General features: G+C 54.2%; 22 protein-coding genes. 9 read left to right on the top strand and 13 right to left on the bottom strand.

Features of this window, described 5'->3' with window-relative positions:
• Nucleotides 1–13 precede the first annotated feature (13 nt).
• The 4 genes from csgA to ymdB all read left to right on the top strand — a co-directional run bounded on the left by csgA (nucleotide 14) and on the right by ymdB (nucleotide 1,989).
• Nucleotides 14–466: a curli major subunit CsgA gene (gene csgA / locus FHC48_RS02390; protein WP_008500842.1), complete on the top strand. Its 453-nt coding sequence runs from the start codon at nucleotides 14–16 to the stop codon at nucleotides 464–466.
• 61 nt (nucleotides 467–527) lie between these two features.
• Nucleotides 528–860, top strand: coding sequence for a curli assembly chaperone CsgC (gene csgC, locus FHC48_RS02385; protein ID WP_023343744.1), 333 nt, complete (start codon nucleotides 528–530; stop codon nucleotides 858–860).
• A 160-nt stretch (nucleotides 861–1,020) separates the two neighbouring features.
• Nucleotides 1,021–1,341 (top strand): type 1 fimbrial protein, encoded by a 321-nt coding sequence (locus FHC48_RS02380; protein ID WP_008500840.1) that lies wholly within the window; start codon nucleotides 1,021–1,023, stop codon nucleotides 1,339–1,341.
• 105 nt (nucleotides 1,342–1,446) lie between these two features.
• Nucleotides 1,447–1,989 (top strand): O-acetyl-ADP-ribose deacetylase, encoded by a 543-nt coding sequence (gene ymdB, locus FHC48_RS02375; RefSeq protein ID WP_008500839.1) that lies wholly within the window; start codon nucleotides 1,447–1,449, stop codon nucleotides 1,987–1,989.
• Nucleotides 1,990–2,024: 35 nt separating this feature from the next.
• Here ymdB and mdoC read toward each other — a convergent pair whose 3' ends face one another.
• Entirely contained in the window at nucleotides 2,025–3,164 is a 1,140-nt protein-coding gene (mdoC, locus tag FHC48_RS02370; protein WP_008500838.1) for a glucans biosynthesis protein MdoC, read from the bottom strand.
• Between the two features lie 254 nt (nucleotides 3,165–3,418).
• Between mdoC and mdoG the strand changes: the two genes are divergently transcribed.
• The 3 genes from mdoG (at nucleotide 3,419) to FHC48_RS02355 (ending at nucleotide 7,805) form a co-directional block, all read left to right on the top strand.
• Nucleotides 3,419–4,972, top strand: coding sequence for a glucans biosynthesis protein MdoG (mdoG, locus tag FHC48_RS02365; RefSeq protein ID WP_021240787.1), 1,554 nt, complete (start codon nucleotides 3,419–3,421; stop codon nucleotides 4,970–4,972).
• Nucleotides 4,965–7,493 carry a glucans biosynthesis glucosyltransferase MdoH gene (gene mdoH / locus FHC48_RS02360; protein WP_023292800.1) on the top strand — a complete coding sequence of 843 codons (2,529 nt, stop codon included), beginning with the start codon at nucleotides 4,965–4,967 and terminating at the stop codon, nucleotides 7,491–7,493. Before mdoG ends, mdoH begins: the two co-directional genes overlap by 8 nt.
• 84 nt (nucleotides 7,494–7,577) lie before the next feature.
• Entirely contained in the window at nucleotides 7,578–7,805 is a 228-nt protein-coding gene (locus tag FHC48_RS02355; protein WP_008500835.1) for a YceK/YidQ family lipoprotein, read from the top strand.
• A 6-nt stretch (nucleotides 7,806–7,811) separates the two neighbouring features.
• Here the strand turns inward: FHC48_RS02355 and FHC48_RS02350 are convergent, their stop codons facing one another.
• From FHC48_RS02350 to FHC48_RS02340, 3 genes are all read right to left on the bottom strand, one after another.
• Entirely contained in the window at nucleotides 7,812–8,186 is a 375-nt protein-coding gene (locus tag FHC48_RS02350; protein WP_008500834.1) for a MysB family protein, read from the bottom strand.
• A gap of 96 nt (nucleotides 8,187–8,282) precedes the next feature.
• Nucleotides 8,283–9,500: a multidrug efflux MFS transporter MdtG gene (gene mdtG / locus FHC48_RS02345; protein ID WP_059364680.1), complete on the bottom strand. Its 1,218-nt coding sequence runs from the start codon at nucleotides 9,498–9,500 to the stop codon at nucleotides 8,283–8,285.
• 143 nt (nucleotides 9,501–9,643) lie between these two features.
• The gene (locus tag FHC48_RS02340; RefSeq protein ID WP_008500832.1) at nucleotides 9,644–10,570 is read right to left on the bottom strand and encodes a Kdo(2)-lipid IV(A) acyltransferase; all 927 of its coding nucleotides are present in this window, start codon (nucleotides 10,568–10,570) and stop codon (nucleotides 9,644–9,646) included.
• Between the two features lie 221 nt (nucleotides 10,571–10,791).
• Between FHC48_RS02340 and FHC48_RS02335 the strand changes: the two genes are divergently transcribed.
• Complete coding sequence (locus tag FHC48_RS02335) at nucleotides 10,792–11,841, top strand: rhodanese-related sulfurtransferase (protein WP_008500831.1); 1,050 nt, start codon at nucleotides 10,792–10,794, stop codon at nucleotides 11,839–11,841.
• Nucleotides 11,842–11,882: 41 nt separating this feature from the next.
• Here the strand turns inward: FHC48_RS02335 and FHC48_RS02330 are convergent, their stop codons facing one another.
• The 9 genes from FHC48_RS02330 to mdtH form a co-directional block, all read right to left on the bottom strand.
• Nucleotides 11,883–12,461, bottom strand: a complete 579-nt coding sequence (locus FHC48_RS02330; RefSeq protein ID WP_008500830.1) for a YceI family protein — start codon at nucleotides 12,459–12,461, stop codon at nucleotides 11,883–11,885.
• Between the two features lies 1 nt (nucleotide 12,462).
• Complete coding sequence (locus tag FHC48_RS02325; protein ID WP_023343748.1) at nucleotides 12,463–13,029, bottom strand: cytochrome b; 567 nt, start codon at nucleotides 13,027–13,029, stop codon at nucleotides 12,463–12,465.
• Nucleotides 13,030–13,237: 208 nt separating this feature from the next.
• Nucleotides 13,238–13,351 (bottom strand): DUF2770 family protein, encoded by a 114-nt coding sequence (locus FHC48_RS02320; protein ID WP_021240776.1) that lies wholly within the window; start codon nucleotides 13,349–13,351, stop codon nucleotides 13,238–13,240.
• Nucleotides 13,352–13,410: 59 nt separating this feature from the next.
• On the bottom strand, nucleotides 13,411–14,529 hold the full coding sequence (solA, locus tag FHC48_RS02315) for an N-methyl-L-tryptophan oxidase (protein ID WP_059364673.1): 1,119 nt from the start codon (nucleotides 14,527–14,529) through the stop codon (nucleotides 13,411–13,413).
• Between the two features lie 116 nt (nucleotides 14,530–14,645).
• The gene (bssS, locus tag FHC48_RS02310; RefSeq protein ID WP_008500827.1) at nucleotides 14,646–14,900 is read right to left on the bottom strand and encodes a biofilm formation regulator BssS; all 255 of its coding nucleotides are present in this window, start codon (nucleotides 14,898–14,900) and stop codon (nucleotides 14,646–14,648) included.
• A 274-nt stretch (nucleotides 14,901–15,174) separates the two neighbouring features.
• Entirely contained in the window at nucleotides 15,175–15,420 is a 246-nt protein-coding gene (dinI, locus tag FHC48_RS02305) for a DNA damage-inducible protein I (RefSeq protein WP_008500826.1), read from the bottom strand.
• A gap of 74 nt (nucleotides 15,421–15,494) precedes the next feature.
• Nucleotides 15,495–16,541, bottom strand: coding sequence for a dihydroorotase (gene pyrC, locus FHC48_RS02300; RefSeq protein ID WP_008500825.1), 1,047 nt, complete (start codon nucleotides 16,539–16,541; stop codon nucleotides 15,495–15,497).
• Nucleotides 16,542–16,668: 127 nt separating this feature from the next.
• Complete coding sequence (locus FHC48_RS02295; RefSeq protein ID WP_008500824.1) at nucleotides 16,669–17,229, bottom strand: lipoprotein; 561 nt, start codon at nucleotides 17,227–17,229, stop codon at nucleotides 16,669–16,671.
• A gap of 123 nt (nucleotides 17,230–17,352) precedes the next feature.
• The gene (gene mdtH / locus FHC48_RS02290) at nucleotides 17,353–18,561 is read right to left on the bottom strand and encodes a multidrug efflux MFS transporter MdtH (RefSeq protein WP_008500823.1); all 1,209 of its coding nucleotides are present in this window, start codon (nucleotides 18,559–18,561) and stop codon (nucleotides 17,353–17,355) included.
• A 236-nt stretch (nucleotides 18,562–18,797) separates the two neighbouring features.
• Here mdtH and rimJ point away from each other — a divergent pair, with 236 nt between their 5' ends.
• Nucleotides 18,798–19,382: a ribosomal protein S5-alanine N-acetyltransferase gene (rimJ, locus tag FHC48_RS02285; protein ID WP_008500822.1), complete on the top strand. Its 585-nt coding sequence runs from the start codon at nucleotides 18,798–18,800 to the stop codon at nucleotides 19,380–19,382.
• Nucleotides 19,383–19,391 lie beyond the last annotated feature (9 nt).

Genomic DNA, 19,391 nt, shown 5'->3' with positions numbered 1-19,391 from the left:
ATGGGGGTTTACCATGAAATTTCTCAAAGTGGCAGCGCTTGCAGCAATCGTAGTTTCTGGTAGTGCTATGGCGGGTTCTATTAATCAGGGCGGCTGGGGCCATGGGCATGGTCATGGCGGATACAGTGGCCCAAATTCAACCCTGAATATTTATCAGGACGGTGGCGGTAACTCCGCGGTTGCTCTGCAGACAGACGCCAGAAATTCCGTGCTGAATATTACCCAGAAAGGTGGCGGTAACGGCGCTGACGTTGGTCAGGGTTCTGATGACAGTAAAATCAACCTGACCCAGAAAGGATTTGGCAACAGTGCAACACTGGATCAGTGGAACAGCAAAAAATCTGTTATGAACGTTAGCCAGTCCGGCGGCTTTAACGGCGCCCTCGTCGACCAGACTGCCTCTAACTCTACTGTCAACGTTACCCAGATTGGCTTTGGTAACCACGCGACAGCTCATCAGTACTGATACTGAAATCTGTGCTACAAAAAAACAGGGCTGATGCCCTGTTTTTTTTCGGGAGTTCATCATGAATACCTTAATTCTTCTTGCCGCGCTTTCCAGCCAGATAACTTTCAAAACGTCGCAGCAGGAAAATATGACCACCATTATTCCTCAGGTCACCCTGGCGCAGCCGTGTGATTGTCAGGTTCAGATTGTTTCCGTTCGGGAAGGGCAGGGGGGACAAAGTTCGTCCCGACAGCAAAATACCCTTTTTATACCCGCTAATCAGACGATTGATTTAATGCGCCTGAGTTTAAATATTAATGCGGGAGACACGGTAAAAATCGTTGTCACCGTTTCAGACGGTAAATCGCTTCATTTATCACAGCAGTGGTCGCCAGCGGAACGTTCGCTTTAATCATTCATGAAATCAATGTGTTGCGAATGTGGCGGGTCCGTGCCGTTGAGCTATGCTGATATCAGGGATCAGGTCATTATGTTCCTTAACGTGAGACTTCGTTTGTCATAATGAAGTGCGTTTACCCCTCAAGGACGATTTTCATTGAGGAGTACCGATAATGAACCACTCTTTCGCTCGACTCGTGACGGGTCTGGGCCTGATTGTTTCTGTTTTTAGCCTCCCGGTTTATTCGGCTACCATTGTGAACGGTGGCGTTATTCATTTTCGCGGTGCCATTGTTGCAGACCCCTGTGAAGTTACGCCGCAGCAAAGACAGTTTGCTATGTCCTGTCCGGATAATAATCGTATGCAAACGCGCATGGTCAGTTATGAAGAGGCGCTTAATGGCAAAGTGTCCGATTCAGATCTGGTGTCGCTCCGCATGAAATACCTTAACCCTGAAAAAACGCTCGCGGTTGTCGAAATCCAGTATCGATAGCGTTCTCTCTTCCGCTTTGTGCGGAAGAGGATTTTTTCTGATAGTTTTTTCTCCCGGGCAGCCCTGCGATACACTTAATAAAAAGGCGGGTTGCAGAGGGGCTTTATGAAACCGCAAATTGAAGTTATTCATGGTGATATTACGACCATGCACGTCGACGTCATCGTCAATGCGGCCAATCCCTCCCTGATGGGGGGAGGCGGTGTGGACGGGGCTATCCACCGGGCTGCAGGACCGCAGCTGTTGGAAGCCTGCAAAACCGTACGGCAACAGCAGGGCGAATGTCCTCCCGGCCATGCGGTCATTACGCTTGCGGGCGATCTGCCTGCCAAAGCGGTGATCCACGCCGTAGGGCCTGTCTGGCACGGTGGCGATCGGCACGAGGCGAGTATTCTGGAAGAGGCTTACCGGAACTGTCTGCGGCTGGCTGCCGACAACGGCTATAAAACAATGGCATTCCCGGCCATCAGTACCGGGGTGTATGGCTATCCTAAGGCGGCTGCCGCTACGATCGCCGTCGACACCGTTTACCGCTATCTGTCGCTAAAGCCGATGCCTGAGAAAGTTATCTTTGTCTGTTTCGATGAAGAAACCACCCACCTTTATCAACGGTTGCTGACCCAGCGCGGGCAGGAACTGGACACCTGAAGCAAAACGCGGCGCACTGAGTGCGCCGCGGTTGTTTATGAGGCTTTTACCTGAGGTTTTCCTGAGAAGAGGAAACGGAGAAGCGGGATCCGCAGGTGGATTTCATAGAGCACGATCGCAATCCCCACGACAAACACCAGACCGGTAAAGAAACCCAGCGTGTTAGAGGCGATATGCGGGGTGATGTAAGCCCCGAAGAAGAGCGTGAGCGGGTGATGCACCAGATAAATAAACAGCGACGCATTCACGAAGTAGGTCACGCGGCTGGACTTAAAGTTCAGCAGGCGGTGGCCGAGCGCGAATACTACGTTCACCATCCATAAACCCAGCAGCATGGTGATCACGCTTTCCGTTTCGTACATCCAGGCGTCACCGCTCCCGTAGCGCTGGTTCAGCAGATAGGCCGCGAACGCGATGGCCGCACCCACAGCACACCACGGTGACGGGGTAGTAAACAGCGCTTTCAGCTTCGGGTAAATAAACGCCAGCGCGCCAATTAAAAAGAACGGAATGTAGAAAAGGGACTGCATCACCACAAAATTAAACAGGCCGTCGCTCAGTATCGGTGGATAGACGATAAACAGGATGCGTCTCACCGCGGCGTAAGCGATACCCAACAGCAAGAAGAGCACCGACAGTTTGCCCAGCGTAACGGTGGCGAAAAAGGCGTCAGCTCTCGAACTCAGGTGGTGACGCAGGCGGCTGAAAATGAACAGGCTCACCGTAGTGAGGACCACCAGGACCAGCAGGAACCACAGGTGAGACACCAGCTCCCAGACCAGCGTGTTGTACTTTTCATACAGCGACAGATTCGGCCAGTTTTCCGCTTTGCCTTTGACGTACTGCAGCATGATGAACTGAGGCAGCGTCAGTAGCGGAATCGCGGTCAGCATGGGGATCCCCACGCGCTCGACGCGCACCTTCCACCAGCGTTTAAGCGGGTATCGCAGAAACAGCATGTAAGAGAAATAGCCGGAGATGACAAAAAACACCTGCATACGGAAGGCGTGAATAAAGTCATTAAACAGCGTCAGCCACCAGGAGGGCATCTGGCTATTCACATGCCAGGTGTGGCTGGAGTAAATCAGTGATATGTGAAAAGGGATCCCCAATAGCATCAGCCATGCCCGGATCGAGTCGAGGAAATATTCACGTTCTGTTGGTGTTGTGCTCATATAACGTTGTGCATTCTCAGACTTTTCGTCTTATCCCTAAGACTCATAATGGTTACATTCGAAAGCAACCCTACACCAAGACCGACACCCTGTCTCCAGGATAAGCACGCAAAGTGAATAATGGGTTCTTTCATTTGCTTAAACCATGAGCCAGCAGCTGAACAAAGCAGTGATAATGTTGTCGGATTGCCTGAGTTTCCATTAAAATGGATCGGATCGATATAAGCACACAAAGGGGGAAGTGCTTACTTATTATGAAACATAAACCACAGATGATGAAAATGCGTTGGTTAGGTGCTGCAGTGGTGTTATCACTGTATACCTCATCGGCACTGGCCTTTAACATCGACGATGTCGCAAAACAGGCAAAATCGATGGCTGGCAAGAGCTACGAAGCGCCGAAAAGTAACTTGCCCTCCGTTTTCCGCGATATGAAATATGCGGACTATCAGCAGATCCAGTTCAATCACGACAAAGCCTACTGGAGCAACATCAAGACCCCGTTCAAGCTTGAGTTTTATCATCAGGGTATGTATTTCGACACGCCTGTTGCCATCAACGAAGTGACGGCCACAGCGGTACGTAAGATCAAATACAGCCCGGATTACTTCAATTTTGGCAATGTGCAACACGACAAAGATACGGTGAAAGACCTGGGCTTCGCAGGCTTTAAGGTGCTTTACCCGATCAACAGCAAAGATAAAAACGACGAAATCGTCAGCATGCTTGGTGCCAGCTATTTCCGCGTGATTGGCGCGGGGCAGGTATACGGGCTTTCTGCGCGCGGACTGGCGATTGATACCGCGCTGCCATCAGGTGAAGAATTCCCACGTTTCCGTGAGTTCTGGATTGAACGTCCAAAACCAACGGATAAACGTCTGACCATTTACGCGCTGCTGGATTCACCGCGTGCGACCGGCGCCTATCGCTTTGTGATTATGCCGGGTCGTGACACCGTGGTTGACGTGCAGTCCAAGGTTTACCTGCGTGATAAAGTGGGCAAACTGGGCGTTGCACCACTGACCAGCATGTTCCTGTTTGGGCCGAACCAGCCGTCTCCGGCCACTAACTTCCGCCCGGAACTGCACGACTCCAACGGTCTGTCTATTCATGCCGGTAACGGAGAGTGGATCTGGCGTCCGCTGAACAACCCGAAACATCTGGCGGTGAGCAGCTTCGCGATGGAAAACCCGCAAGGTTTTGGCCTGCTGCAGCGTGGCCGTCAGTTCTCCCGCTTTGAAGATTTGGACGACCGCTATGACCAGCGTCCAAGCGCCTGGGTCACGCCAAACGGTGACTGGGGTAAAGGTAAGGTGGAGCTGGTTGAGATTCCAACCAACGACGAAACCAACGATAACATCGTGGCTTACTGGACGCCGGATCAGCTGCCGGAAGCCGGTAAAGAGATGAACTTCAAGTACACCATCACCTTCAGCCGCGACGAAGATAAGCTGCATGCGCCGGATAACGCGTATGTGATGCAGACTCGCCGTTCAACGGGTGATGTGAAGCAGTCTAATCTTATCCGTCAGCCTGACGGTACCGTGGCCTTTGTCGTGGACTTTACAGGCCAGGATATGAAGAAACTGTCACCGGACACCGCCGTTGCCGCTCAGGCCAGCATCGGTGATAACGGTGAAATCGTTGAGAATACCGTGCGTTACAACCCGGTAACCAAAGGCTGGCGTCTGACCCTGCGCGTGAAAGTGAAAGATCCGAAACAGACCACTGAAATGCGTGCTGCGCTGGTCAGTAACGATCAGCCGCTGAGTGAAACCTGGAGCTATCAGCTACCTGCCAATGAATAATACATCTGAATATATTGATGCCATGCCGCTGACGGATATCGAAAAAGCGGCACTGCCTAAGAGCGACATCCGCGCGGTTCACACCGCGCTGGATGGTGAACATCGTCAGTTTTCCCGTGATGATGATACGCCGCTGGGGTCAGTAAAGGCACGTCTGGAGCAGGCCTGGCCGGACTCGCTGGCAGAAGGGCAGTTGATTAAAGACGACGAAGGGCGCGATCAGCTTCAGGCGATGCCGAAGGCCACGCGTTCCTCAATGTTCCCCGATCCGTGGCGCACCAACCCGGTGGGCCGCTTCTGGGATCGCCTGCGCGGGCGTGATGTGACGCCGCGCTATCTGTCACGCCTGACGAAAGAAGAGCAGGCTTCCGAACAGAAATGGCGTACCGTGGGGACCCTCCGTCGCTACATCCTGCTGCTGTTGACGCTGGCGCAGACGGTCGTCGCGACCTGGTATATGAAAACCATCCTGCCGTATCAGGGCTGGGCGTTCATCAACCCGATGGACATGATGGGCCAGGATCTCTGGGTCTCCTTCATGCAACTGCTGCCGTATATCCTGCAGAGCGGCATCCTTCTGCTGTTCGCGGTTCTCTTCTGCTGGGTCTCGGCCGGTTTCTGGACCGCGCTGATGGGCTTCCTGCAGCTGCTGATGGGGCGTGACAAATACAGCATTTCGGCGTCAACGGTCGGGGATGAACCCCTCAATCCTGAGCACCGTACCGCGCTGATTATGCCTATCTGTAACGAAGACGTTGACCGCGTGTTTGCGGGCCTGCGTGCCACCTGGGAGTCCGTGAAGGCGACCGGCAACGCGGAGCATTTTGACGTTTACATCCTGAGCGACAGTTACAACCCGGATATCTGCGTGGCAGAACAAAAAGCGTGGATGGAGCTGATTGCAGAAGTGCAGGGCGAAGGGCAGATCTTCTACCGTCGCCGCCGCCGTCGTGTGAAGCGTAAAAGCGGTAACATCGATGACTTCTGCCGCCGCTGGGGTAACCAGTACAGCTACATGGTGGTGCTGGATGCTGACTCCGTCATGAGCGGTGACTGCCTGAGCGGTCTGGTGCGTCTGATGGAAGCCAACCCGAACGCGGGTATCATTCAGTCTTCACCAAAAGCGTCGGGAATGGACACGCTCTATGCGCGCTGTCAGCAGTTCGCCACCCGTGTTTACGGGCCGCTGTTCACGGCAGGTCTGCACTTCTGGCAGCTGGGTGAATCCCACTACTGGGGTCACAACGCCATCATCCGCGTGAAGCCGTTCATTGAGCACTGTGCGCTGGCGCCGCTGCCGGGCGAGGGTTCGTTTGCCGGTTCTATTCTGTCACATGACTTCGTGGAAGCGGCGCTGATGCGTCGTGCTGGCTGGGGCGTCTGGATTGCCTACGACCTGCCGGGATCGTACGAAGAGCTGCCGCCGAACCTGCTGGACGAGCTCAAGCGTGACCGCCGCTGGTGTCACGGTAACCTGATGAACTTCCGCCTGTTCCTGGTGAAAGGGATGCACCCGGTTCACCGCGCGGTGTTCCTGACGGGCGTGATGTCGTATCTCTCCGCACCGCTGTGGTTTATGTTCCTTGCGCTCTCCACAGCGCTGCAGGTCGTCCATGCCCTGACGGAGCCGCAATACTTCCTGCAGCCGCGCCAGCTGTTCCCGGTGTGGCCGCAGTGGCGTCCGGAACTGGCGATTGCGCTGTTTGCCTCCACCATGGTGCTGCTGTTCCTGCCTAAGCTGCTCAGCATCATCCTGATCTGGTGCAAAGGCTCGAAAGAGTACGGCGGTTTCTTCCGCGTGACCCTTTCACTGCTGCTGGAAGTGCTGTTCTCCGTGCTGCTGGCACCGGTGCGTATGCTGTTCCACACCGTGTTCGTGGTCAGTGCGTTCCTGGGCTGGGAAGTGGTCTGGAACTCACCGCAGCGTGATGACGACTCCACGCCGTGGAGCGAAGCCTTTATGCGCCACGGTTCTCAGCTGCTGCTGGGTCTGGTGTGGGCGGCCGGGATGGCGTGGCTGGATCTGCGCTTCCTGTTCTGGCTGGCGCCGATTGTCTTCTCGCTGATCCTGTCGCCGTTTGTCTCCGTGATCTCCAGCCGTTCGACGGTAGGGCTGCGGACCAAACGTTGGAAGCTGTTCCTGATCCCGGAAGAGTATTCCCCGCCGCAGGTGCTGGTAGACACCGATCGTTATCTCGAGCAGAACCGCAATCGCACGCTGGATGACGGCTTTATGCACGCCGTGTTTAACCCGTCATTCAACGCCCTGGCGACGGCAATGGCGACGGCGCGTCACCGTGCCAGCCAGGTGCTGGAGATTGCCCGCGATCGTCACGTTGAGCAGGCGCTGAACGAGACCCCGGAAAAACTTAACCGTGACCGTCGTCTGGTCCTGTTGAGCGACCCGGTTACGATGGCGCGTCTTCACTACCGCGTATGGTCCGCTCCGGAGAGATACTCTTCGTGGGTAAACTACTATAAAGAACTGAAGCTGAACCCGCTGGCGTTGAAGGCGAAGTAAGTGGTTAAGTAGGGCAGGTAAGCGAAGCACCTCCCGCCAACTAAAATACCGGCATAATCGCCGGTATTTTTTTAGAGGTTACTCATGAGAATCATCATCGTCGTTCTGATGGCATGCCTGCTCAGCGGCTGCGGCAGCATCATCAGCCGCACCATTCCAGGGCAGGGCCACGGGAATCAGTATTACCCGGGTGTGAAATGGGATCTCCGTGACTCCGCATGGCGCTACCTCACCGTGCTGGATCTGCCATTCTCGCTAATTTTCGACACGCTGCTGCTCCCGATCGATGCCAGCCACGGCCCTTACGAGTAGCGTAAATTAACGCTCGTCCCACTCATCGGCTGCGGTTTGACCTTCTTCCGTATCCAGCGGTGGCTCGAGCTGAAATTCGCCCTCATCCCACTCGTGCAATGTGTTCTCTTCCAGCCATTCCTGCCGCAGTTCGATTTCATCATAGTCGCCATCAAAGACGGCCTGCGCACCTTCACCGCTCAGGACCGGCAGGCATTCCCCTTCTTCACCTTCATCGGCAAAGAATTCGGCCTGCCACATAATATCCCCATCCTGCAGAACGTATTTCTGGATATTAAGTTGTTGCACGTCAGCATCTTCTTCTTCAACGCCGGGGTTGTCGGCGAGGAACTCTTCACGAGCGGCATCAATAGCTTCTTCCAGCGTGGCGTACATGGTCATTGGTGTCTCCCTGTTTTCCAGAAGGTTTCAGGGAAAGAATAGCTTAATATCCGATTCTGCAAGTATGAATGCGAAAATAAGCGTCAGGCGTTCGTCTTATTCCGCCACTGGCCGTAGCGCGCGGGATAAACTGAACCACGAATAAATTGCATTAAACAGTACCACCCCCGCCGTCACGATAAAGACGGCGCGAAAACCGAAGCTGGCGGAGATGCTCGCCCCGAGAAGCGGTCCGGTGACGTTACCGATGTCGCGAAATGACTGGTTATAGCTGAAGATCCGCCCGGCAATCTGGTTCGTGGAGTTGTAAACCAGCAGGGTCTGTACGGCGGGCAGCAAGGCCCCGTCTGCGGCACCAAGCAAAAAGCGAAGTAAGCCCAGCTGCCACGGAGAGTGCACCATCGACATGGGGATCAGCAGCAGGACGGAGATCACCAGCGCACAGATCAGAATTTTTTCCGGACCGACGCGGTCCCCCAGTTTCCCCAGCCTCGGCGCGCTAAGCAGCGCCGCCACCCCGGGCACGGACGCAATCAGCCCGCTAATAAACGCGATATTGCTGACGTTGCCCGCCAGATCGCGGATGTACAGCGTGAGGATAGGGGCAATCGATCCGGTTGCGACCTGAATAATCAGGGTCGTCACGAACAGGCTCAGCACCAGTCTGGGATTTTTAAGCGAGGTCAGCACCTCCTTGGCGTGTAGCATCTCTTTCTTCGCAACGGGGGTGAAGTTTTCCCGAATACAGAGCAGGGTGACAACAAAGCACAGGAACAGCACACAGGCGGTGATAAAGAACACCGGACGCAGGCCATAACTATCGGCCATGAGTCCGCCGGCCAGTGGCCCCAGCAGGGCACCGCTTACGCCGCCGGTTGAGAGCGTGCCCAGCGCCCAGCCGCTCTTATGGCGAGGAATTTGCGTGGCAATCAGGGCATTGGCATTGGGAATAAATCCTCCCAGCAAACCCAGCAACGCGCGCAAAATCAGGAACTGCCAGACGTTCTGCGCCACGCCCATCAGCGCCATGATAATGGCCATCCCCAGCGCCGAGCGCAGCAGCATGATTTTACGCCCCTTGCGGTCGGCAAGGCCGCCCCAGAAGGGCGAGGCTATCGCGGAGAACAGGAACGTGATGCTGAATACCAGGCCGGACCACATATTGAGCGCGCTATGGCCCGTCACGCCCAGCTGTTCAACATAGAGCGGCAGAAAAGGCATGACCAGGCTAAACGCCGCGCCGGTGAGAAAACAGCCAAGCCACGCAACCGTGAGGTTACGCTTCCAGTTTATGGGGGCATCTGAAGGTGACATAACAATCCGCATAATGAGGTGCTGAGCACCTGAAGCAAGAAGTAATAAGCCTGCTAATTATGCGCCTGGGTTATGATTGCCGCAATGAGGGGGAGCTTTTAAAGCTAAAACAGGATGCGACCCTGAGGATCGCATCCTGAAAATCAATAGCGGGACGGCGTGCCTTTTGGCCGCGTTTTAAAGCGGCGGTGCAACCACATGTACTGCTCGGGTGCGAGCATGATGCATTTCTCTACGATACCGTTCATCCAGCGCGCGGTGGTTTCTGCATCGTCAAGCGGCGGCGCGAGTTCCGGTTCTAGCATCATCAACTCGTAGCCCGAACCGTCAGGCTTGCGGCGGGGAACAAAGGGTACGATGGCGGCTTTGGACATGCGCGCCAGCATCCAGGTGCCGGTGGTTGTGGCGGCCTCTTCAACGGCGAAGAAGGGGACAAAAACGCTGGCCTGTGGGCCATAGTCGTGGTCGGGGGCATACCAGACCACTTCGCCGGATTTCAGCGCACGGATCATTCCCTTCAGATCTTTACGGTCGATCATGCTTTTGTTGGAGCGCATGCGGCCATTGGTCTGGATTAAATCGATGACCGGGTTATCGTTAGGGCGATAAACGCCAATGCCGGGCGCCTGCATGCCGAACATACGCGCCCCGATTTCCAGCGTCAGAAAATGGACGCCGATCAGCAGAACGCCCGTCTGGTTGGCCTGAAGCGTATGTACAGGATCCATGCCGGTTCCCGTTACCTCGCTCCAGCGGGCCATGCGTTTGTCCGGCCAGAACCACGCCATGCCGGTTTCCATAAGGCCCATCCCAACGGATTCGAAGTTCTTCGCGACCATATTGTGACGCTCTGAGTCGCTCATCTGCGGAAAACACAGCTCAAGGTTGCGGTACGCGATTCTGGCGCGACGCTTCATGAATAGTTGTGCGAAACGGCCCAGAAATTTACCCAACCGAAAAATAACAGGGTAGGGAAGCTGTACCAGAAGCCATAAAAAGCCGATGCCAAGCCAGGTCAACCAATAGCGGGGATGCAAAAGGGCGGCAGTAAATTTTGGTAACTGGGTCATGTCTTTCCTGTGTTCAAACGTCCTGTTTCGCTAGTGTCTCATTTTTTGAGGCGTAGCCAAAATATCTGCTTTCGAAGCGTGCACGAATACAGCAATTGTTAATCCTGATTAATCAGGGTGTGTGAAATGTAGCGTAAATTGTGTGGATGTAAATTGGTTTTGTTTGCTATATGATGCCGACCGATTTTTCATTCTCTCTAACGACTCCAGGACTGTACACCATGCCAGTGTTACACAACCGCGTTTCGAACGAGATGTTAAAAGCGCGTATGTTGGCTGAAACCGAACCGCGCACAACCATCTCATTCTATAAATACTTCACGATCGACGATCCGCAGGCGACCCGAGATGCGCTTTATCAGGCGTTCACGGCGCTGAACGTCTTCGGCCGCGTCTACCTTGCCCGTGAAGGCATCAACGCGCAGATTAGCGTACCGGAAAGCAAAGTCAGCGCCTTCCGCGACGTACTTTATCAATTTGACCCGGCCCTTAACGGCTTACGCCTGAACATTGCCCTGGATGATGACGGGAAATCCTTCTGGGTGCTGCGCATGAAGGTGCGTGAACGCATCGTGGCGGACGGTATCGACGATCCGGAGTTTAACCCGGCGGACGTCGGTGAATATCTGAAGGCGGCGGAAGTGAATGCGATGCTGGACGATCCGGATGCCGTGTTCATCGATATGCGTAACCACTATGAGTATGAAGTGGGGCATTTCGAGAATGCGATGGAGATTCCTGCTGATACCTTCCGCGAGCAGTTGCCGAAAGCGGTTGAGATGATGCAGGAGCATAAAGATAAAAAGATCGTTATGTACTGCACCGGCGGTATCCGCTGTGAGAAAGCCAGCGCGTGGATGAAGCACAACGGCTTCAATAAAGTCTGGCACATTGAAGGCGGCATTATTGAGTACGCTCGCCGCGCCCGTGAACAGGGGCTGCCGGTACGCTTTATCGGGAAAAACTTTGTCTTTGACGAGCGTATGGGTGAACGTATTTCGGATGACGTCATCGCCCAGTGCCACCAGTGCGGCGCGCCGTGCGATACCCACACCAACTGCAAAAACGACGGTTGTCATCTGCTGTTCATTCAGTGCCCGGCCTGTGCTGAGAAGTTTAACGGTTGCTGTAGCGAGCTGTGCAGTGAAGAGAGCATCCTGCCGGAAGAAGAGCAGCGTCGCCGTCGCGCAGGACGTGAAAACGGCAACAAGATTTTCAATAAATCTCGCGGTCGTCTGAATACCAAACTGGGTATCCCTGACCCGGAATGATAATAACGCCCGGCACGGCAAAAGCCTGCCGGGCGACGTTATTAGGATTTCTGCTGTACACCTTCAACGGAAATAATCAGCTCCACGTCCTGAGACGCCGGGCCTAAATCCGTTGTGATATTAAAATCTTTCAGGTGAATTTTCCCTGCCGCTTCGAAGCCTGCGCGTTTACCGCCCCACGGATCGTCACCCTGGCCCAGTAATTTCGCATCAAGCGTGACCGGTTTGGTTACGCCGTTAAGCGTCAGGTTGCCGGTAATATTCAGCTTATCACCCTCTTTCTTCACCTCAGTAGAAGTGAAGGTCGCCTGCGGGAATTTCGCGACGTTGAGGAATTCCCCACTGCGCAGGTGTTTATCGCGCTCTGCGTGGTTCGTGTCGACGCTGTTTGTATTAATGGTCACATTGACTTTATCGGCTGCGGGATTTTTTTCGTCAAAGGTGAATGTGCCGTCAAAATCCTTAAAGGTGCCGTACAGCCAGCTATATCCCAGGTGCTGAATACGGAAATTGACGAAAGCGTGCTGGCCCTCTTTATCAATTTTATAATCCGCCGCCACGGCGGAGCCGGCGGTGAATAACAGAGAACCCAGTGCGATACCCAGCAGGTGTTTTTTCATTTTATGCTCCAGAGTCAACTGACGAGCGGCCAAGCATGCGCTTTAGCGTATCGTCTTTATCAATAAAATGGTGTTTGAGGGCGGCAAGCCCGTGCAGCACGGACAGAATCACCACGCTCCAGGCGAGCCAGAGGTGAACAACCCCCGCCGTGTCGGCCTGAGCGCCGGCATCGCTAAGGGTTGCCGGAACCTCGAACAGGCCAAAAACGTTAATCGGCTTACCGTCAGCCGTCGAAATGAGATAGCCGCTAATCAGGATGGCAAACAGCAGCGCATAAAGGGCAATATGCGCGGCGACTGCACTGACGCGGGTAAATTTGCTGTGAGTCTTTTGCGCGGCGGGCGGTGGGGAAATGTGCCGCCAGATCACGCGGAAAACCAGCCCCAGCATCAGCAGGACACCAATACTTTTATGCAATTCCGGCGCCTGGTGATACCAGCCATCGTAATAGCTGAGCGTGACCATCCAGAGCCCAAGTCCAAACATACCGTAGACGGCAAGAGCAAATATCCAGTGCAAACCTATGGATATTATTCCGTAGCGCCGGGAGGAGTTACGCCATTGCATCAGAATGTCCATTTTCAAATTAACCGAAGGATAAAAATGAACGGGAAGGCGGGATATTGCAACTGAAATAATTGGCTATTGATTTTTATTTTATTTATTTCAGCAATTTTGAAAAGGATCGCTAACGCTAATTCAATCTCTTCGTGCAAGATGAAATTATAAGCTTCAATAAAGATAAAGTAATGTCAATTATTGTCAGTCTGGGTTTTCAGTAAAATACAATGTAAACAAAATCAATAATGGCCAGCAGCGCCCACAATAAGAGATAGAGCATAAAATGCTCGCGAATATTATTCATCAGAAAGCTAACGATCTTGCGCATAACGCCCCAACATGCGGTGTGAATGAAGCGGGCCCCGTGACCTCCGGAGCCCGTGCGGATTATCCGTTAAAACGCGAGAGGGAGAAGGGCGTCAGATCAAACTGCGGCGCAATGCCCTGGGCAAACTGCGCGGCGATTTCACCCAGAACGGAAGCAAACTTAAAGCCGTGGCCGCTCAGTCCGGTGATGAGCAGGGTGTTGTCATGCCCCGGCAGCGTATCAATGATAAAGTCTTCATCCGGCGTATTGTCGTAGGTACAGGCCGCACCATACAGTAAGCCGCCAATGCCCGGAAGAATAGTGCGCAGGAACGAGAAGGCTTCTGAGCCATCCTGTGGGAAGGCGCCGAAAGGTTTACGCTCTTCAGGGGAGGCGATCGCCTGGCCGCCGTTGTGTTTACCGATTTTCAGCGCGTCTTTTTCTGACGGGAAGCCGTAGAACTGGTCCCCGTTGGGTAATTCGCCGGTGAAGGCCGGGAATTTATTCTGGGCGCTGTAACGGCCATCCGACTGGAACCAGGAGAAGACCTTGCGCACCGGCTGGATCGGCAGATCGGGCAGCAGGCGGGTAACCCAGGTACCTGCGCTGACCAGCAGGCGGGACGCTGAATAATCGCCGTCAATAGTGGTGACCGTGACGCCATTATCATCATGGGTGATGGCCTCTACCGGACAGTTGAACAGCTGCGCGCAGCCTGCCTTCGCAGCAAGCTCGATCCAGGTTTTGATCGCCGTTTCGCAATGGAGCACCCCGGAGTGGGCTTCAAAGAGGCCAATATAATCGTCCGGGACGGTAATTTCGGGCCAGCGTGCGGTAATGCCCGTCGCGTCCAGCTTCTCAACGTCCAGATTAAACGCTTTCGCGCTGCGTTCGACGCCAGCGAGAAACGCAGAATGTGCCGGACCCAGGTTGATGACGCCCGTACGTTCGAAAATACGATCTTCGGTCTGTTTCGCCAGTTCATCCCACAGCGTCTGGGCGCGAAGCACCAGCGGAACGTAGCGTTCACCTTCACCGTACGCATGGCGGATGAGGCGGGTATCGCCGTGATGGCTGCCTTCCGCATGAGGAGGCAGATGGCTATCGATCATCAGAACCTTCAGACCAGCCTGTGTTGCGTAATAGCCTGCGGCAGATCCTACGGAGCCGCTGCCAATAATGATTAAGTCGTATCTCATATGCATCTCATAAACTGATGTTTTGTTAGCAGAGTAATTAACAACGCGGGGTTAGACAAGGGAGAAATAAATAAGGCACCGCGAGGGTGCCTGTAGAGAGAAAAGTGGGCATAAGCTTAGTGCCGTTTATACTCATTTTCCTGGTAGTCGCCAGATTCTATTTTTGCAATACCTGCTTCTAAAATAGAAATAAACTGACGGGCGACGTCTGTTGTTAGCCACAGCGTCTGTCCAACTTCCGCTTCTTCACGGTTGAGTTGATTTGGGGTCTGGTAGTGCAAACGCAGCATCAGCGCATCGTAGCTATCTACGGTACTGATATCCCAGCCAACGAGTGGGTGGGTCTGGATGACTTCACTATTCTTTTCCATTATAACCCCCTTAATGCGTGTTAGAAGACAACGGCTTTGAGGTTCAATGCATGTTTTTCTGAAAGCAACTTCAGTATACCAAGTAATAAGGGTTCCGAAGGGAAAAATAAACAGGTGGCAACACATTTTTCTGCTTTTTAGGATTGTTCGAACAATAAAACACCATCTCGTTCACGATTTTTAAAGAAGATGCCGAATTATTTTGAACTTACAGGATTATGAGGCAAAAAAAAGCCGGGGCGACCCGGCAAAAAAACACAATGAGGGAGCAGTGTTAATCCGTGATGAACCAGTCGTCAGCGCTTTCCCACGTTTCCTGGAGGATTTCGCTGATGCGATCTTTATCTTCTTTTGCGGCGCCAATGACGGAGAGGTTGTTCGCCGCGGCGTAACGTACCGTGACGGCACCCGCGTTGTCGGGAAAGGTGTTGTTAATACGACGGGATAATTCGCCTGCCAGTGCATCAAGCGCGCCGGCAGGCAGAACGGTAGTTTTGGCTATGGTGACTTCAATACGCATAAATGCCCCCTGTGTAATATACTGTTTATTTATACAGGTATATTATCAGTTTGACAACAAGGGGCACTGATTTTTTAACGTTTTACCGTCCAGCTTACGGTTTCACCCGCCAGGAAGGGAATCAGCGTGTCGTCCGTCAGGGCAATGGACTCCTCAACGTGGCTCGCTTTACGCTCCAGTTCGATGAAGGTGTCGTTGACCGGCAGGCCGTAGAAGCGCGGGCCGTTAAGGGAGCAGAACGCTTCGAAATGTTCCAGCCCGTTCATCTCTTCAAACACGGTTGCGTAGCTGGCAAGCGCCGTTGGGGCGTTGAAGCAGCCCGCGCAGCCGCAGCTCGCCTCTTTACGATGGCGGGCGTGAGGCGCGGAATCAGTACCGAGGAACGCGCGGGAGAACCCGCTGGCGACCAGCTCGCGCAGCGCCTGCTGGTGGATGTTGCGCTTAAGAATAGGCAGGCAGTAGAGGTGAGGGCGCACCCCGCCCACCAGCATGTGGTTACGGTTAAACATCAGGTGCTGTGGCGTAATGGTGGCGGCGATAAGATCGTTGCCGTCACGCACGTACTCTGCCGCGTCTTTGGTGGTGATATGCTCGAAGACCACCTTCAGCGCGGGCAGGCGCTGGCGCAAAGGCTCCATCACTGTCTCGATAAAACGGGCTTCGCGGTCGAAAATGTCAATCTCGGCATGCGTTACTTCGCCGTGAACCAGCAGCGGCATACCCAGTTTCTGCATGCGTTCCAGCACCGGCATAATGGCATCAATGCTGGTGACGCCGTGGCTGGAGTTGGTGGTGGCATTCGCCGGGTAGAGTTTCGCTGCCGTAAAGACGCCTTCGTTAAACCCGCGCTCCACTTCGTTCGGATCCAGTGAATCGGTTAGATAGCAGGTCATCAACGGGGTAAAATCGTGTCCCGCAGGAACGGCGTCGAGAATGCGCTGGCGATAGGCTATCGCGGCATCGACGGTGGTGACTGGTGGCACCAGGTTAGGCATGACAATCGCGCGGCCATAAATTTCGCTGGTATAAGGCACGACGGTTTTCAGCATATCGCCATCACGCAGATGGATATGCCAGTCGTCAGGGCGGCGGATTTTAAGAACCTGGGGTTGTGCAGTCATGGAAGCTCCGGCTTGTCAGGAATCAGTCATAAGGATGGCTGTTTTTGCCGGACACAAATCATAAGCGGAAACGTTTTCGTTTGCACACTTTTCCGTGAAAAAAAAGGGCGCCGCAGCGCCCGTCAGGTTAATCGGTGAAAGGAATGATAATTTCGCCCGGTTTCACCTCTATGCCTTTTGCGTATTTTTTCGCCAGAGCTTCACCCTTGCTTTTGTCTTCGCTTAAGACGTACGCGGGCTGCTGGTTAAAGTAATTCCGCAGCGACTGATTCAGATAGGGCATCAGGGTTTGCAGAACCGGCGCCATCTTGTCCGGAGACACCTTCGCGTCGACCACTTCCATCTCCTGCAGGAAAATCGCCCCTTTCTCTTTGTTGAAAACAGGCAGTGCCTTCAGCTTGAGCTTGATGTTGGCTTTCTGATTGCCAAAGAGGGAGGACATATCGAGGTCCGCATCACCGGCCAGGGTGACTTTGTTTGGCTCTTCACGTCCGATTTGACTGGTGAGGTTTGTGAGCACGATATGCGCATCGGCAAGACCCGGTACGCCAATGTCTTTCGAGAAATTGTTATGTTTTTCCAGCGCCTGATTAATTTCCTGTTCACTGACGGTGTATTGCGTGAGCTGGTTACAGCCAACCAGCAGGCCGCTGACAATCAATGCCGCGGCTAAGACAATTTTCTTCATAGTGTTCCTCAACGAAAAATCGGCGCTTCTGTCCTGTTACGCCAGTATGTCAGCGTGAATGGGCAGAAACCAGCAGAAAAAACTGAGAAGTGGGGCGGGAAGGGCTCCCGCCCGAGGGAAAGGCTACGCGCCGGGCTCGAGCATGCCGCTCGCGCTGCGTTTCTGGCTGAACTGCCACCACAGGGCGAGTAGCGTCATAAAGCCCACCACGCCCAGCATCATCCACGGAAGTTCAGGTTGATTTAACGCTTTGCCAGCATCAAACAACCAGCCGCCGCCGGCGTAACCTAATGCCCCGCCAAGCGCCAGCCCCAGTCGGCTGAACCCCATATAGCTGCCGCGTGCACGCGCATCCGCAAGCGAGGCGCTCAGCGTTTCGCGGGCAGGCTCGGCGATGATCGAGCCAATATAGAACGTGCAAATCAACGTAAACAGCTGCTGGAGCGTGTTCACCAGGCCGATCGGCATCATGCTCAGCGTCATCAGGAACAGTCCGGCCATCAGGCGATGCTCCAGGCGAAAACGCCGCTCGCTCCAGCGGGCAATCGGATAGAGGAGCGTTAACGACAGGCAGGCTTCGATGGCGTACATCCATTTCACCGCCGCAGGGGTACCTGCAATGTCGTTAACCATGATCGGCAGCATCAGCATGACCTGCACGGCCAGCATGTAATATCCCGTCAGGGTCAACACATAGGTGACAAAACGTTTGTCGCGCAGAACGCGGCCCAGCCCTTCCCGAACCGGCGCTTTCACCGTTGACAGTTTCCACGCCGGCAGGAACAGGCCATTAAACAGCGCGCACAGCATAAAGAGCACCGCCCCAGCCGCGCAGACCAGACGGAAGTCATACTGCAGCAGCCAGCTTCCCAGCAGGGCGCCGATAACCGCCCCGGCACTGTCCTGCATCATCAGAATCGAGAAGAAACGGCCGCGGTGCTGCGGGCGAATCAGCTTTACCACCAGCGCGGTGCGGGGCGGATCGAACAGCGTGCCCCCGATACCGGAGAGGAAACAGGAGAACCAGAGCAGCCAGGGCTCCTGGGCGACCGCCATCGTGGCAAACCCTGCCGCGCGCAGCAGCATACCGGTGACGATCATCGGTTTCGCGCCAAAGCGGTCGGCGATAGCCCCGCCAAAGACGCCCAGGCCCTGCTGGACAAACTGGCGTAGCCCCAGGGCAATGCCGACCATTAATGCCGCCCAGCCCATCTGATCGACAAAGCGGATCGAAATAAGCGGAAAAACGACAAAAAAGCCGAGCACGACCAGCATGTTATCGACGAGCAGGAAATATTTACCCAGGCTCCTGGCCTGTGATACGCGGGACATTTTCCCTCCAGGGAAAATAAGATGGTGAGCACGCTAACATTCTGCGGTGTCGCCGCGTTTTTTCCCACCCCTGCACGTGACAATATTTTTTTATCAAAAGGGTGCTTTGATAGAGAGTTCTCATCGAAAAATGTGAAAAGAGGTGAAAATGGTATGTCACTGTTTTCACAGACGGCGCAGGCGCAGGTATAGTAAAGCTAATGGGCAAGCTGAAGTGACGGGAAGGAGTGGTATCGATGTTTGGCTATCGCAGTAATGTGCCAAAAGTGCGTCTGACAACGGACAGGCTGGTCGTTCGTCTGGTGCATGAGCGTGATGCCTGGCGTCTGGCGGATTATTACGCCGAGAATCGCCAGTTTTTAAAACCCTGGGAACCCGTTCGGGATGAGAGCCATTGTTACCCTTCCGGCTGGCAGGCGCGCCTCAGCATGATTACGGAATTTCACAAGCAGGGCAGCGCGTTTTATTTCGCGCTGCTGGATCCTGAAGAGAAAGAGATTATCGGGATCGCCAATTTTTCAAACGTGGTGCGGGGATCGTTTCACGCCTGCTACCTGGGCTACTCCATCGGCCAGAAGTGGCAGGGGCAGGGGCTGATGTACGAGGCGCTGACGGTAGCGATCCGCTATATGCAACGCACCCAGCACATTCATCGCATTATGGCGAACTATATGCCGCATAACCAGCGCAGCGGAAATCTGCTGGCGCGTTTAGGGTTCGAGAAAGAGGGTTACGCCAAAGACTATCTGCTGATAGACGGAGAGTGGCGCGACCACGTTCTGACGGCATTAACCACCCGGGACTGGACTGCAGGTCGTTAAGGAGAAAAG

The sequence above is a fragment of the Enterobacter sp. EC_50 genome, from assembly GCF_019584525.1.
GTDB classification, from domain to species: Bacteria; Pseudomonadota; Gammaproteobacteria; order Enterobacterales; family Enterobacteriaceae; genus Enterobacter; species Enterobacter roggenkampii.
Note: the sequence above shows the minus strand (reverse complement) of the source record. Positions and strands in the feature narration are given on the sequence as shown.